The sequence below is a fragment of the Klebsiella aerogenes KCTC 2190 genome (genome assembly GCF_000215745.1).
Taxonomy (GTDB): Bacteria; Pseudomonadota; Gammaproteobacteria; order Enterobacterales; family Enterobacteriaceae; genus Klebsiella; species Klebsiella aerogenes.
Genome location: NC_015663.1, coordinates 94,979 through 109,160, shown reverse-complemented (window position 1 = coordinate 109,160; position 14,182 = coordinate 94,979). Strand labels below are relative to the sequence as shown.

General features: G+C 57.0%; 11 protein-coding genes and 1 pseudogene. 8 read left to right on the top strand and 4 right to left on the bottom strand.

Annotated elements, in window-relative coordinates; translation table 11 throughout:
- The 5 genes from bamC to ypfH all read left to right on the top strand — a co-directional run bounded on the left by bamC (window position 1) and on the right by ypfH (window position 5,703).
- Window positions 1–1,035, top strand: coding sequence for an outer membrane protein assembly factor BamC (gene bamC, locus EAE_RS00550; protein ID WP_015365465.1), 1,035 nt, complete (start codon window positions 1–3; stop codon window positions 1,033–1,035).
- Window positions 1,036–1,177: 142 nt separating this feature from the next.
- Entirely contained in the window at window positions 1,178–1,891 is a 714-nt protein-coding gene (purC, locus tag EAE_RS00545) for a phosphoribosylaminoimidazolesuccinocarboxamide synthase (protein WP_015703148.1), read from the top strand.
- 120 nt (window positions 1,892–2,011) lie between these two features.
- Window positions 2,012–2,887, top strand: a complete 876-nt coding sequence (gene ypfJ / locus EAE_RS00540) for a KPN_02809 family neutral zinc metallopeptidase (protein ID WP_015365467.1) — start codon at window positions 2,012–2,014, stop codon at window positions 2,885–2,887.
- 9 nt (window positions 2,888–2,896) lie between these two features.
- On the top strand, window positions 2,897–4,897 hold the full coding sequence (locus EAE_RS00535) for a tRNA(Met) cytidine acetyltransferase TmcA (protein WP_015703147.1): 2,001 nt from the start codon (window positions 2,897–2,899) through the stop codon (window positions 4,895–4,897).
- 107 nt (window positions 4,898–5,004) lie between these two features.
- Window positions 5,005–5,703 carry an esterase gene (ypfH, locus tag EAE_RS00530; RefSeq protein ID WP_015703146.1) on the top strand — a complete coding sequence of 233 codons (699 nt, stop codon included), beginning with the start codon at window positions 5,005–5,007 and terminating at the stop codon, window positions 5,701–5,703.
- Between the two features lie 101 nt (window positions 5,704–5,804).
- On the opposite strand, the gene EAE_RS00525 is transcribed toward ypfH, so the two are convergent.
- From EAE_RS00525 to EAE_RS00515, 3 genes are read right to left on the bottom strand one after another with little or no spacing between them, the layout of a single operon-like run.
- Window positions 5,805–6,005: a YpfN family protein gene (locus tag EAE_RS00525; protein ID WP_015365470.1), complete on the bottom strand. Its 201-nt coding sequence runs from the start codon at window positions 6,003–6,005 to the stop codon at window positions 5,805–5,807.
- A 53-nt stretch (window positions 6,006–6,058) separates the two neighbouring features.
- Window positions 6,059–7,186 carry a succinyl-diaminopimelate desuccinylase gene (dapE, locus tag EAE_RS00520; RefSeq protein WP_015365471.1) on the bottom strand — a complete coding sequence of 376 codons (1,128 nt, stop codon included), beginning with the start codon at window positions 7,184–7,186 and terminating at the stop codon, window positions 6,059–6,061.
- 3 nt (window positions 7,187–7,189) lie between these two features.
- On the bottom strand, window positions 7,190–7,546 hold the full coding sequence (locus EAE_RS00515) for an ArsC family reductase (protein ID WP_015703145.1): 357 nt from the start codon (window positions 7,544–7,546) through the stop codon (window positions 7,190–7,192).
- A gap of 355 nt (window positions 7,547–7,901) precedes the next feature.
- Here EAE_RS00515 and ypfM point away from each other — a divergent pair, with 355 nt between their 5' ends.
- Window positions 7,902–7,961, top strand: coding sequence for a protein YpfM (gene ypfM, locus EAE_RS00510; protein ID WP_087867655.1), 60 nt, complete (start codon window positions 7,902–7,904; stop codon window positions 7,959–7,961).
- Between the two features lie 84 nt (window positions 7,962–8,045).
- On the opposite strand, the gene acrD is transcribed toward ypfM, so the two are convergent.
- Complete coding sequence (gene acrD, locus EAE_RS00505; RefSeq protein WP_015703144.1) at window positions 8,046–11,159, bottom strand: multidrug efflux RND transporter permease AcrD; 3,114 nt, start codon at window positions 11,157–11,159, stop codon at window positions 8,046–8,048.
- Between the two features lie 383 nt (window positions 11,160–11,542).
- Here acrD and aegA point away from each other — a divergent pair, with 383 nt between their 5' ends.
- Complete coding sequence (aegA, locus tag EAE_RS00500) at window positions 11,543–13,513, top strand: formate-dependent uric acid utilization protein AegA (RefSeq protein ID WP_015703143.1); 1,971 nt, start codon at window positions 11,543–11,545, stop codon at window positions 13,511–13,513.
- A gap of 58 nt (window positions 13,514–13,571) precedes the next feature.
- Window positions 13,572–14,169: pseudogene (nudK, locus tag EAE_RS00495) on the top strand (GDP-mannose pyrophosphatase NudK).
- The last annotated feature ends 13 nt before the right edge of the window (window positions 14,170–14,182 follow it).

Sequence of the window (14,182 nt, the reverse complement as noted above, 5' to 3'; positions counted from 1 at the left end):
ATGGCTTACTCAGTACAGAAGTCGCGCCTGGCGAAGGTTGCGGGTGTTTCGCTGGTTTTACTCCTCGCGGCCTGTAGTTCTGACTCGCGCTATAAGCGTCAGGTTAGCGGCGACGAGGCTTATTTAGATGCCACGCCGCTCAGTGAACTTCACGCCCCGGCGGGGATGATCCTGCCGCTGCAGACTGGCGACTACAACATTCCGGTTGCCGCCAGCACCGGTGCGGTAGGCAAGGCGCTGGATATTCGTCCGCCGGCTCAGCCTTTAGCCCTGGTCAGCGGCGCGCGTACCCAGTTTAACGGCGATACCTCCACCCTGATGGTGGAAAACAGCCGCAGCGGTTCTTTATGGGCGCAGGTGGTTAGCATCGTACAGGCGAAAAACTACACCATCACCAAGCGTGACGATGCAGGCCAGACGCTGAATACCGATTGGGTAGAGTGGAACCGCCTTGATGAAGACCAGCAGTACCGTGGCCGTTATCAAATCTCCGTTAAGCCGCAGGGCTATCAGCAGGCGGTGGTGGTGAAGCTGGTGAACCTGGAGCAGGCGGGCAAGCCCGTGTCTGACCCGGCTTCTCTGCAGCGCTACAGCACCTCAATGCTGAACGTTATCTCTTCCGGTCTTGATTCCAACGCCACTAATGCGCAGAACGCGGCGCAGCGAAGCGCTGGCGCGACCTTCGACGTGCAGAGCGCGGCGGATGACACCGGCTTGCCTATGCTGGTGGTGCGCGCGCCGTTCAACATGGTGTGGCAGAAACTGCCGGCCGCGCTTGAAAAAGTGGGCATGAAGGTAACCGACAGCACTCGCTCTCAGGGCAGCATGGCGGTAACTTACAAGCCGCTGTCTGACAGCAGCTGGCAGGATCTGGGCGCCAGTGACCCGCAGCTGGCCTCTGGCGACTATAAACTGCAGGTCGGCGATCTCGATAACCGCAGTAGTCTGCAGTTTATCGACCCGAAAGGCCACACCCTGACGCAGTCGCAAAATGACGCCCTGGTAGCCGTATTCCAGGCCGCATTTAACAAGTAATAAAAAGGGCTGGAGCAATCCGGCCCTTTTTAATGTATAGTGACGCAAACGTGTGCGTAGCCGCAAAGTCAGGTAATTTGCCTGATTTTGCCTACGGGCGGAAAGGTAATTTTTTGGCTTAATATCACTGGAGTGGTGAAAGATGAAAAAGCAAGCTGAGTTGTATCGTGGCAAAGCGAAAACGGTATACAGCACCGAAAACCCGGATCTGCTGGTACTTGAATTCCGTAACGATACGTCAGCAGGGGATGGCGCCCGCATCGAACAGTTCGATCGTAAAGGTATGGTGAATAACAAATTCAACCATTTCATTATGAGCAAGCTGGAAGAAGCCGGTATCCCGACCCAAATGGAAGCGCTGCTTTCTGATACTGAATGCCTGGTGAAAAAGCTGGATATGGTGCCGGTTGAATGCGTGATTCGTAACCGCGCGGCGGGTTCACTGGTGAAACGCCTGGGTATTGAAGAAGGTATCGAACTGACTCCGCCGTTGTTCGACCTGTTCCTGAAAAACGACGCCATGCACGACCCGATGGTCAACGAATCCTACTGTGAGACGTTCGGCTGGGTGAATAAAGAAAACCTGGCGCGCATGAAGGAGCTCAGCTACAAAGCGAACGACGTACTCAGCAAGCTGTTTGATGATGCTGGTCTGATTCTGGTCGACTTCAAGCTGGAGTTCGGTCTGTTCAAAGGCGAAGTGGTGCTTGGCGATGAATTCTCTCCGGACGGTAGCCGTCTGTGGGATAAAAACACCCTCGATAAAATGGACAAAGATCGCTTCCGCCAGAGCCTCGGCGGCCTGATCGAAGCTTACGAAGAAGTGGCCCACCGTCTGGGCGTCAAGCTCGACTAATCCCCTCCGCGCCGGAAGAAATCATTCTTCTGGCGCTCTTATTCGTTGTTTCCTGTGGTAATCCTCCGCTGAACCGCCTACGATCTCTCATATTCGTAACATGATGGAATAGAGGTGCTTATGCGCTGGCAAGGGCGTCGTGAAAGCGACAATGTGGAAGACAGACGTAGTGATTCAGGTTCGCCGCTGGGCGGCGGCGGTGGCGGTTTCCGTATTCCAAGCGGTAAAGGCGGCATCGTCCTGCTAATTATCGTTCTGGTGGCGGGTTACTATGGCGTGGATTTAACCGGCATGCTGACCGGCGAACCGATGCCGCAGCAGCAAACTTCAACCCAGCGTTCGATCAGCCCGAAGGATGATGAAGCGGCGAAGTTCACCTCCGTTATTCTGGCCACTACCGAAGATACCTGGGGGCCTATTTTTGAAAAGATGGGGCGGCAATACGTACAGCCGAAGCTGGTGATGTATCGCGGCGCGACCCGTACCGGCTGCGGCACCGGTCAATCGGTGATGGGGCCGTTCTACTGCCCGGCGGACAGCACGGTCTATATCGACCTGTCATTCTATGACGAGATGAAAAACAAACTCGGCGCTGACGGCGACTTTGCGCAGGGCTACGTGATTGCGCACGAAGTCGGCCACCATGTGCAGAAGCTGCTCGGCATCGAACCTAAGGTCCGTCAGATGCAGCAGCAGGCTTCGCAGACTGAAGTGAACCGCCTGTCGGTGAAAATGGAGCTGCAGGCAGACTGCTTTGCGGGCGTCTGGGGCAATAACATGCAAAAACAGGATGTGATGGAAACCGGCGATCTGCAAGAGGCGCTCAATGCCGCTGAGGCCATCGGCGACGATCGTCTGCAGGAGCAGAGCCAGGGCCGCGTGGTGCCGGACAGCTTCACCCATGGGACCTCCCAGCAGCGCTATACGTGGTTCAAACGCGGTTTCGATAGCGGCGATCCTTCGCAGTGTAATACCTTCGGCAGCGCGCTTCGCTAACGTTTGCCGATGGAAACGCTGCTTGACCTGACCGCGCGGATGGCGCGCGAGGGTATTCGTCGCCTGCTGGTGCTCAGCGGCGACGAACATTGGTGTCTGGCGCAGGCCGTTGAGCTGCGAGAGCGGCTGGGCGGCGATAGTCTGTGGGTCGGCGCGTTGCCGCAGCAGGAACCCTGCGTGGCGCCGGGCGCGCTGAAAACGCTGCTCGGGCGCGAGTTCCTGCATGCCTTCTTCGATGCTCGTCACGGTTTTGACGTGGCGGCTTTTGCTGCCCTCGGCGGTACGCTGCGCGCCGGCAGTTGGTTAGTGCTCCTGGCGCCGGATTTTGCCCGCTGGCCTGAGCAGGCGGATGGGGATTCGCTGCGCTGGAGCGAGACGTCTGAACCGATCGCCACCCCTAACTTTGTCCATCGTTGTCTTCAACTCTTTAGCGCGGATCCTGAGGTCGCGCTGTGGCGACAGGGCGACGGCTTACGGTTGCCGGAGGCCGCGCCGCGCAGGCACTGGCATGCTGCCGATGGCTACCCGCAGGCCGAACAGGCCGCCATTCTTTCGTCACTACTGTCATCGCCCCCGGAAATTGCCGCCGTCACCGCCGGGCGCGGGCGCGGTAAATCTGCGCTGGCGGGAATGTTGATCCATCAGCTCGCCGGCTCCGCCATCGTCACCGCGCCGACGCGCGACGCGACAGCGGTCATCGCCGCTTTTGCGGGGGAGAAGATGCGCTTTATGGCGCCTGATGCCCTGCTGGCAAGCGACGCGAAAGCCGACTGGCTGGTGGTTGATGAGGCCGCCGCTATCCCCGCGCCGACGCTACGCCAGCTGACGGCGCGGTTTCCCCATACGCTGTTAACGACGACGGTTCAGGGCTATGAGGGTACCGGTCGCGGCTTCTTATTGAAATTTTGCGCCAGTTTCCCAACGCTACGGCGGTATAACCTGTCGTCGCCGATTCGCTGGGCGCCGGGTTGCCCGCTGGAGTCGGTTATCGACCGGTTATTATTATTTAACGATGAGGCGTTTCTCCATGTGCCACATGGGGAACCGCAGCTGGAGACGTTAAGCCAGGATGCCTGGCGCGAACAACCCACGCGCCCATCAGAGGCTTATCAACTGCTTTCCGGCGCGCATTACCGCACTTCGCCGCTGGATTTGCGCAGGATGATGGATGCGCCGGGCCAGCACTTTACCGTGGCTCGCTGCGGGGATGGCGTCGCTGGCGCGGTGTGGCTGGTGGAGGAGGGAGGGCTTGAACCTGAACTTAGCCGTGCCGTCTGGGCTGGATATCGCCGCCCGCGCGGCAATCTTGTGGCCCAGTCATTGGCCGCGCATGGCGGCAGCCCGCTGGCGGCGACGCTGACCGGCAGGCGCGTCAGCCGTATTGCCGTACATCCAGCGCGTCAGCGCGAAGGGCTGGGGCAGCGTTTAATCGCCCATGCCGTCAAGCAGACGCACGGCTGTGACTATCTCTCCGTCAGCTTTGGTTATACCCCTGAACTATGGCGCTTCTGGCAGCGCTGCGGTTTTCTGCTGGTGCGGATGGGCACGCATCGCGAGGCGAGCAGCGGTTGCTATACGGCGATGGCGCTTTATCCGCTCAGTGCAGCGGGGCAGCAGCTGGCCTGGCGCGAACATCAACGGCTGGCGCGGGATGAACGCTGGCTAAGTCAGTGGCGTGACGAACGCGCTCCGGTGACGGCGGATGAAACAGCTATGCTTACTGAGGAGGACTGGCTGGAGATTGCCGGTTTTGCCTTTGCGCATCGTCCACTGCTGACGGCGGTTGGGAGTCTGAACCGGCTTCTGCAGGTGACGCCGCTGCCGTTAGTGGCGCTTCGAGCGCGATTAGCGCAGCACGATGAGGCAGCGCTGTGCGCAAACCTTGGTTTATCCGGGCGCAAGGCGCTGTTGGGGCGACTGCGGGAAGAGGCGGCGGCGGCGCTGTCAGGCCTCGATCCTGCCCGCGCGCAACGGCTGGACGAGTGGGTCAGGAAGCTGCAATTTTTTTAACTAACTCATTCAGTTAAATGGCATGGTCATATTCTCTGCGCGGCGTAAACTGCCTTGCATCAATCAGGAGCCAGATTCCTGCTTATCTGAGACATCAGGAGATAACCATGAAACACGATCACTTTATTGTTCAGAGCCCGGCAACACCTGCGCAACAGTTGCTGCTGCTGTTTCATGGCGTTGGCGATAATCCGGTTTCGATGGGGCAAATTGGTAGCTGGTTTGCGCCGCAATTTCCCAATGCGCTCATTGTCAGTATCGGTGGCGCAGAACCCTGCGGCCCGGCGCCGGCGCGGCAGTGGTTTTCGGTGCAAGGCGTGACGGAAGAGAATCGTCAGCAACGCATCGATGCCATTATGCCGACCTTTATTGAAACGGTGCGCTACTGGCAAAAACAGAGCGGTTTAGGCCCACAGGCGACGGCGCTGATCGGTTTTTCGCAGGGGGCGATTATGTCGCTTGAGAGTATTAAAGCCGAGCCAGGGCTGGCGTCGCGTGTGATTGCCTTTAACGGCCGTTACGCGTCGTTGCCGCAAACGGCGACCACGCAAACCACCGTGCATCTGATCCACGGCGGCGAGGATCGGGTGATCGATCTGGCGTGGGCGGTTTCCGCGCAGGAGCGGCTGCAGGAACTGGGGGGAGATGTCACGCTGGATATCGTTGAAGATCTCGGACATGCCATTGATGACCGGAGCATGCAGTTTGCCCTTGACCGTCTGCGTTATACCGTACCGAAGCACTATTTTGATGAAGCGCTAAGCGGCGGTACGCCGAAAGATGACGATATTATCGAAATGCTGTAATGGCCCCGCGGCACAACGTTGGCTGGGATGGGTAGCCCGGGTAAGGCGTCAGCCGCTACCCGGGAATGCATCCAGCCTACGCGATGACGGGGAGCGCAGGTTTACTTCTTCGGCTGGTCTTTGTTCGGCCAGTCGTCATCGTCATCCCACTTGCTATTGAAGTCGCGATGCGGCGGCAGATCCGGTTTGTTATCGAGATATTTTTTCGGGTCGACGCGATTAAGATCTTTAATCACGTTGATCATCACGCCGACTAAAAATACCAACACCAGAATCCACCAGTGATTGATAAGCCATTCCATGCTGTGTCCTCTTTTTACCCCGCAGCGGCGCTGCAGGGTAATCGTTATTGTCGTCAGGCGACCAGTTGTTCCATGATGCGTTGATACATCCGCGCCAGCAGCTGCAGGTCGGCGGCATTGACGCATTCATTAATTTTATGAATGGTCGCATTCACCGGACCCAGTTCAACTACCTGCGCGCCCATGCGGGCGATAAAGCGTCCGTCAGAGGTACCGCCGGTGGTTAGCAACTGCGGTTTTACTTCATTATAGTGCTCAATGGCGTTCACTACCGCATCGACAAGATTGCCGCGGCCGGTCAGGAATGGCTGGCCGGAAAGCCACCATTCGACGGTATAGCGCAGCTGATATTTCTCCAGCAGCGCGATGATGCGCGCCTTGATCATCTCGTCGGTCAGCTCGGTGCTGAAACGGAAGTTGAACTGAACGAACATATCGCCTGGGATGACGTTGTTACTGCCGGTGCCGGACTGCACGTTGGCGATTTGCATGCTGGTCGGCGGGAAGTACTCATTGCCTTTATCCCATTCGATAGCCACCAGCTCCGCCAGCATCGGCGCCGCGCGGTGTACCGGGTTATCGGCGAGGTGCGGATAAGCGACGTGGCCCTGGACTCCATGAATCGTCAGGTTACAGGTGAGTGAACCGCGACGGCCATTTTTCACGACATCGCCAACCACTTCGGTACTTGAAGGTTCGCCGACCAGGCAGTAATCAAGGCGCTCGTTACGCGCCATCAGCGTTTCGACCACTTTTACCGTGCCATGGGTGGCGCTGGCTTCTTCATCTGAGGTGATGAGAAACGCCAGACGGCCTTTGTGGTTCGGATACTGCGCGACAAAGCGCTCGGCGGCGACAACCATCGCCGCCAACGACCCTTTCATATCCGCCGCGCCGCGGCCAAACAGCATACCATCGCGAATAGTTGGTTCAAACGGCGGATTGATCCAGCGGTCGGCGTCGCCGGCCGGCACCACATCGGTATGGCCGGCAAAGGCCAGCGTTTCACCCTGTCCACGCCAGGCCCAGAAATTTTGCGTATCGCCGAAGTCCATTGCTTCAACGGTAAAACCGATCGCCCGCAGACGTTCAATCATTAACGCCTGGCATCCCGCATCATTGGGGCTAAGGGAAGGGCGGCGAATAAGCTGCTGAGCCAGCTCAATGACCGGGCAAGACATAGACTACACCTCGTTAATAAATTTTTCGTAGTTTGCTTCGCTAAAGCCCAGCAGCATAGGCTGACCGGGCGCGCAGAGCAATGGGCGTTTGATAATTGCCGGCATTTCCAGCATCAATGCCGCCGCCGCATCGGCATTATCGATCCCAGTGCGGACCGATTCATCGAGTTTGCGCCAGGTGGTGCCGCGGGTGTTAAGCAGCGCTTCCCAGCCTAATTCGGCAATAAAGGTATTCAGCAATTCGCGGTCCAGTCCGTCAACACGATAATCATGGAAGCGATAGTCAATCTGATGGGCTTCCAGCCAGCGGCGGGCCTTTTTAATGGTGTCGCAGTTTTTGATGCCGTACATGGTCAACATAATTAAACCTTCACGTTAAAAGAATATGTTTCTCAGTCTTTTCCGAATATATAAGTTTTGTTAAATAATACGTGAATTGGCTGGATAAATATAACTTTTCAGTCTTGTCTGATTAAAATTTGTTCTTTTTCACGGCAGACTAAGATAATGAATTACAGGAATTCTGATATTAACAAAATGTTGCTTAATGTTGCTCTATGTCACATTAAATTTACATGAACCGGCTTATGGTAGCGGCAAGCCAGAGTATTCAAGGCTTGCGGCGACAAGAAAAGCGATTAGAGCGATAGATCGGACGAACTTCTCCTGAGCGGGGAAATTACCTAAAATCGCCATAATAATAAGAGAGGCTATTATGATTGAACATGAACTGGGGAACTGGAAAGATTTTATTGAAGACATGCTGCGTAAATAAAATCTGGCTTTGTCGGTACTGAAGACAATGTTTGACCCATGAAAAAGGCGACTATGACAGTCGCCTTTTCTGTTATTTGAAGGTTTATTCCGGCCTCTCTTTCAGCGGGAAGCGGCGGCGCACCAACACGAAGAACAGCGGCACAAAGAAGATGGCCAGCACGGTGGCGGAGAGCATCCCGCCCATGACGCCGGTACCGACCGCATGCTGACTGCCGGAACCCGCGCCGGTACTGGTGGCCATTGGCAGCACGCCGAAGATAAACGCCAGCGAGGTCATCAGTATCGGGCGTAGACGCTGGCGGCAGGCCGATAGCGTGGCGATCAGCAGATCTTCGCCTTTCTGGTTCAGTTCGTTGGCGAACTCAACAATCAGGATGGCGTTCTTTGCCGACAGGCCGATGACCGTCAACAGACCAACCTGGAAGTAGACGTCGTTTTCCAGGCCGCGCATCCAGGTCGCCAGCAGCGCGCCGATAACCCCCAGCGGCACCACCAGCATCACCGAGAATGGTACCGACCAGCTTTCATATAGCGCCGCCAGACACAGGAACACCACCAGCAGAGAAATGGCGTACAGGGCAGGCGCCTGAGCGCCAGACAAACGCTCCTGATAGGACATCGCCGTCCATTCAAGGCCGAAACCGTTCGGTAGCTGTTTGGCTAACTCTTCCATGATGGTCATGGCGGTACCGGTACTGACGCCTGGCGCGGCCTCACCGACGATCTCGACCGCTGAGTAGCCATTGTAACGTTCGAGGCGCGGTGACCCCGTTTCCCAACGCGAGGTGGCGAAGGCGGAGAACGGTACCATGGTGCCGCTACTGTTACGCACATACCACAAATTGATATCGTCAGGCAGCATGCGATATTTCGCCGCTGCCTGGACGTAGACCTTCTTCACGCGTCCGCGATCCATAAAGTCGTTTACGTAGCTCGAACCCCAGGCGGTCTGCAGCGTATCGTTAATATCATCAATAGAGACCCCCAGCGCCTGGGCTTTACGCTGGTCGATATCAACCTGTAGCTGCGGGCTGTCGTCCAGACCGTTGTGGCGCACGCGGGTGAGCTGGTCGTTGTTCGCCGCCAGCTCCAGCAGCTTGTCGCGTGCTGACATCAGTGCCTCGTGACCGTTACCGGCGTGGTCTTCGAGCTCCATATCGAAGCCCGCGGAGCTGCCAAGGCCGCTGATGGCCGGTGGGCTGCTGGCAAACACGCGCGCTTCTTTAATTTTATTGAAGGCTTTGGTCGCACGCTCAATGATAGCGAACGAGGAGCCGGTTTTTGGGTCGCGCTGGTCCCAGTCTTTCAGGCGGACAAACATACGAGCGACGTTCTGGCCGTTGCCGCCGGGGCCGGAGCCGACGGTAGCAAATACCGACTCGACGTTACTCTTCTCGTTATTAAGGAAATAATCCTCCGCTTTCTGCACCACTTTCAGCGTCTGCTGTTGGGTGGAACCGCTCGGAAGCTGTATCGAGGTGGTGAACATACCGCGGTCTTCCAGCGGCAGGAACGAAGTCGGCAGATGCAGGAACAGCAGCACCATGCCGCCGAGCAGCAGGACGTAAATCAAAATCCAGCGCAGCGAGCGGTGGAGAATTTTGCCTACGAAAGTTTCATAGCGGCTGGCGCTGCGGTTGAAGGCGCGGTTAAACCAGCCAAAGAACCCTTTTTGACCATGTACTTCGCCTTTGTGAATCGGTTTTAACAGCGTGGCGCACAGCGCCGGGGTGAGGATCATCGCTACCAGCACCGACAGCACCATTGCTGAAACGATGGTAATGGAGAACTGGCGGTAAATGGCGCCGGTGGTGCCGCCGAAGAAGGCCATAGGGACGAATACCGCCGAAAGGACCATGGCGATACCGACCAGCGCCCCCTGGATCTGCTTCATCGATTTTCGCGTCGCTTCGCGCGGCGAAAGACCTTCTTCGCTCATAATGCGCTCGACGTTTTCGACCACGACGATGGCGTCATCGACCAGCAGGCCGATAGCCAGCACCGTCGCGAACATCGTCAGGGTGTTAATACTGTAACCGCAGGCGTAAAGCACCGCGAAGGTGCCCATCAATACCACCGGCACGGCGATGGTCGGGATCAGGGTCGCGCGGAAGTTCTGCAAGAACAAATACATGACCAGGAACACCAGCAGAATCGCCTCCAGCAGCGTTTTCACCACATCGGTAATCGAGGCTTTTACAAAAGAGGTGGTCTCGTAGGCGACTTTATACTGCAGTCCGTGCGGGAAATATTGCGACAGTTCATCAAGACGGGCGATAACGCGCTCGGCGGTGGCCATTTCGTTGGCGCCGGAGGCGAGCTTAATTCCCAGTCCCGAAGCGGCCTGACGATTATAGCGGCTCAGATAATCATATTTTTCAGCGCCCATTTCGACGCTGGCGACATCGCCCAGCGTGACTTCCGAACCATCCTGATTCACGCGCAGGGTAATATCGCGGAACTGCTGTGGCGTTTGTAGCAGCGATTGTGAGTTGATGGTGGCGTTCAGCGCCTGTTTATCCACCGACGGGGTACCGCCCAACTGGCCGACGGCAATCTGCGCGTTCTGCGATTCGATGGCGTCAGTCACATCTTTCGCCGTCATCTGATAGCTGTTGAGTTTCGCCGGATCGAGCCAGATGCGCATCGAGTACTGCGAACCGTAGGCGTCGATATCGCCGACGCCGTTGACGCGGCTTAGAGGATCCTGCACGTTACTGGCGACGTAGTCGGCAATATCCTGCTTATCCATGCTGCCGTCGGTAGAGACAAACGCAAGAGTGAGAATGTTGGTGTCGCCGGTTTTGCGCACCGTGACCCCCTGATTCTGTACCGCCTGCGGCAGTTTACGCATCGCCGATTGCAGCTGGTTTTGTACCTGCTGCACGGCTTCATCCGGGTCGGTACCGGCGGTAAAGCTCAGGGTAACCGTTGCCTGACCGGTGGCGCTACTCTGCGATGACATGTACATGAGGTTATCAAGGCCGGTCATATTCTGTTCGATAACTTGGGTCACGGTATTCTCTAGCGTCTGCGCGGAGGCGCCGGGATAATTGGCCGTCACCCGGACGTTAGGCGGCGCCAAATCCGGATATTGTTCTACGGGGAGCGACAAAATTGCCAACGTGCCGGTCAGGACCAACAGAATAGCCAAAACCCAGGCAAAGATGGGGCGATCGATAAAGAAATTCGCCATCGGAATCAGGACCTCATTGTATACATTTTTTGTTATTGCGCAGCTTGTGACACTTTATAGTTAACCCCGCAGGCAATCGTGGAGAAATTAAGGAGATAGTGTAATTTATCATGTGTCTTTTATGAGAGCGTAAAGAAACCTCTGCCGCTCCTCTCTGAATTTATATGCGCTTATCACGTCTTTTCTGTCATTCCGTCAAAGCCGCCTATTATTGCTCAGCTAAATGAAACAAAATTTCATTCAGGTCAATATTTTTGATCTAAACCGGATTCTGGCGAGAAAAGCCGATTTCTGGGCAAATGACCATTGTCCCACGGTCATGATGTCAGGTAATAAACAGTCATACTAAATGAGGGGTTATTAGCGATAAGCCGGAAGGATGTATGAACCACTTTATTATGAGCGATAGTCGCAAATGCATCGGATGCAGGGGCTGCGAAGTGGCCTGCGTGATGGCGCATAATGGCGAACAACATGTCTTGACCCCACAGCGCTTTTTGCCGCGTATTACCGTTATTAAAAACCAGAAACAGCGTAACGCGGTAACCTGTCGTCACTGTGAAGGCGCGCCCTGCGTGCGTAGCTGCCCTAATGGCGCCATTAGCCAGCAGGATGACAGCGTATTGGTGCATGGAGAAAAATGTATTGGCTGTAAATCCTGCGTGGTGGCTTGCCCCTTTGGCGTGATGCAAATCGTCGTCACGCCAGACGGCAGGGCAACGGCGCACAAGTGCGACTTATGCCATGAGCGCCAAGCCGGGCCGGCCTGCGTGCAGAATTGTCCGGCGCAGGCATTACAGCTGGCGACCGATTCCACGCTAAGCGAGATGGCGAAAACGCGGCGCCTGCGGGCAGCGCGTGCGGATGCGGCGTCGTGGCAACATCGTACTTTGACCGCTTTAGCGTCAACCTTTGGCGATAAGGCCAGCCAGATGGCGGCCACGCCCGCGCGCGGCGAGGCGGATAAACTGGCGGCTAATGCGCGTAAACAGCACTTTGGCGAAATCTATTTGCCCTTCAGCGCCGAACAGGCGCGGCGGGAAACGCAACGCTGTCTGAAATGCGGCGATCGCAGCATCTGCGAGTGGGCCTGTCCGCTGCATAACCATATTCCGCAGTGGATCGAGCGGGTAAAAGCCGGCGACATCGCCAGCGCCGTTGAGCTTTCCCATCAAACCAACTGTCTGCCGGAAATAACCGGCCGCGTCTGCCCGCAGGATCGCCTGTGCGAAGGCGCCTGCACGCTGCGCGACGAGAGCGGCTCGGTGACTATCGGCAACATCGAACGCTATATCTCCGACCAGGCGCTGGCCGACGGCTGGCGCCCGAACCTTTCGGCGGTAAAAGCCAGCGGCAAGAAGGTTGCCATCATCGGCGCCGGGCCTGCGGGCCTGGCCTGCGCCGACCTTCTGGCGCGTAGCGGCGTGGCGCCGGTGGTGTTCGATCGCCACCCGGAAATCGGCGGCTTGCTGACTTTCGGTATTCCGCCTTTCAAGCTGGATAAATCATTGCTGGCCCGTCGGCGCGAGATTTTCAGCCAAATGGGCATCCGCTTTGAACTGAACTGCGAGGTGGGCAAAGACATCGAACTCGCTCAACTGCTTGCAGACTATGACGCGGTTTTCGTCGGCGCCGGTACCTATCGCTCGATGAAAGCCGATCTGCCCAATGAGGAGGCGCCGGGCGTGTATGAAGCGCTGCCGTTCCTTATCGCCAACACTAAACAAGTGATGGGGCTGGAAGCGCTGGCCGATGAACCTTATATCGATACCGCCGGGCTGAATGTTGTCGTGCTGGGGGGCGGCGATACGGCGATGGACTGCGTGCGTACCGCGCTGCGCCACGGCGCGCAACGGGTCACCTGCGCCTATCGTCGGGATGAAGCTAACATGCCGGGGTCGAAAAAAGAGGTCAAAAACGCCCGCGAAGAAGGGGCGAACTTTGAATTCAATGTTCAGCCGATCACCCTTGAGCTCGGCGAGGACGGCCGGGTCAGCGGCGTGCGTTTTCTGCGTACCCAGCTTGGCGAACCGGACGCACAGGGTCGCCGCAGCCCGTCGCCGATCCCCGGCAGCGAATTTGTGATGCCTGCCGATGCGGTCATTATGGCGTTTGGTTTCCACCCGCATTCGATGCCGTGGCTGGAAGCCGCAGGGGTACAGTTGGACAGTCGCGGGCGGATCAAGGCGAACGTGGAGAGCCGCTATCGTTACCAGACCAGTAATCAGAAGATCTTTGCCGGCGGCGACGCGGTACGCGGCGCGGATTTGGTGGTGACGGCGATGGCGGAAGGGCGGCATGCCGCGCAGGGGATCATAGACTATCTTGGTGTCGCTTCCGCACTGCCGCACTAACGACAAAGCAGGCTCCGCGGCGTAGTATGACTGGGTTATTTCACGCTGCGGAGTTTGCATGTCACTTAATATTCACGTCATTAAAGATAAAATCCTCTCCGAAAACTACTTTCTGCTGCGCAACATGACCTATGAGTTGACGCGCCGCGACGGCAGCGTCGTGCGTCACAAACGCGAAGTGTACGATCGCGGCAACGGCGCCACGGTTCTGCTTTACAACCCCAACAAGCAGAGCGTGGTACTGGTGCGTCAGTTCCGCGTCGCCACCTGGGTTAACGGCAACCCTGATGGCATGCTGATTGAAACCTGCGCCGGACTGCTGGATAACGACGCGCCAGAGGTATGCATCCGCAAGGAGGCGATTGAGGAGACCGGCTATCAGGTCGGCGAGGCGCGCAAGGTCTTCGAACTCTATATGTCGCCCGGCGGCGTGACCGAACTGATTCACTTTTTTATCGCCGAATACAGCGAAGCGCAGCGCGCTAACCGGGGCGGCGGCGTGGATGATGAAGATATAGAGGTGCTGGAACTGCCGTTCGTCCGGGCGCTGGAGATGGTCGCCAGCGGTGAAATTCAGGATGGCAAAGCGGTGATCCTGCTGCAATACCTACAAAATTCCGGCCTGATGTCGCGGGATCTCTGATAAATCTGATTGAGCAAAACCCCGCC

Coding starts and splice junctions, on each gene's coding strand:
- bamC (WP_015365465.1), top strand. CDS start 1: ATGGCTTACTCAGTACAGAAGTCGCGCCTGGCGAAGGTTGCGGGTGTT.
- purC (WP_015703148.1), top strand. CDS start 1,178: ATGAAAAAGCAAGCTGAGTTGTATCGTGGCAAAGCGAAAACGGTATAC.
- ypfJ (WP_015365467.1), top strand. CDS start 2,012: ATGCGCTGGCAAGGGCGTCGTGAAAGCGACAATGTGGAAGACAGACGT.
- EAE_RS00535 (WP_015703147.1), top strand. CDS start 2,897: ATGGAAACGCTGCTTGACCTGACCGCGCGGATGGCGCGCGAGGGTATT.
- ypfH (WP_015703146.1), top strand. CDS start 5,005: ATGAAACACGATCACTTTATTGTTCAGAGCCCGGCAACACCTGCGCAA.
- EAE_RS00525 (WP_015365470.1), bottom strand. CDS start 6,005: ATGGAATGGCTTATCAATCACTGGTGGATTCTGGTGTTGGTATTTTTA.
- dapE (WP_015365471.1), bottom strand. CDS start 7,186: ATGTCTTGCCCGGTCATTGAGCTGGCTCAGCAGCTTATTCGCCGCCCT.
- EAE_RS00515 (WP_015703145.1), bottom strand. CDS start 7,546: ATGTTGACCATGTACGGCATCAAAAACTGCGACACCATTAAAAAGGCC.
- acrD (WP_015703144.1), bottom strand. CDS start 11,159: ATGGCGAATTTCTTTATCGATCGCCCCATCTTTGCCTGGGTTTTGGCT.
- aegA (WP_015703143.1), top strand. CDS start 11,543: ATGAACCACTTTATTATGAGCGATAGTCGCAAATGCATCGGATGCAGG.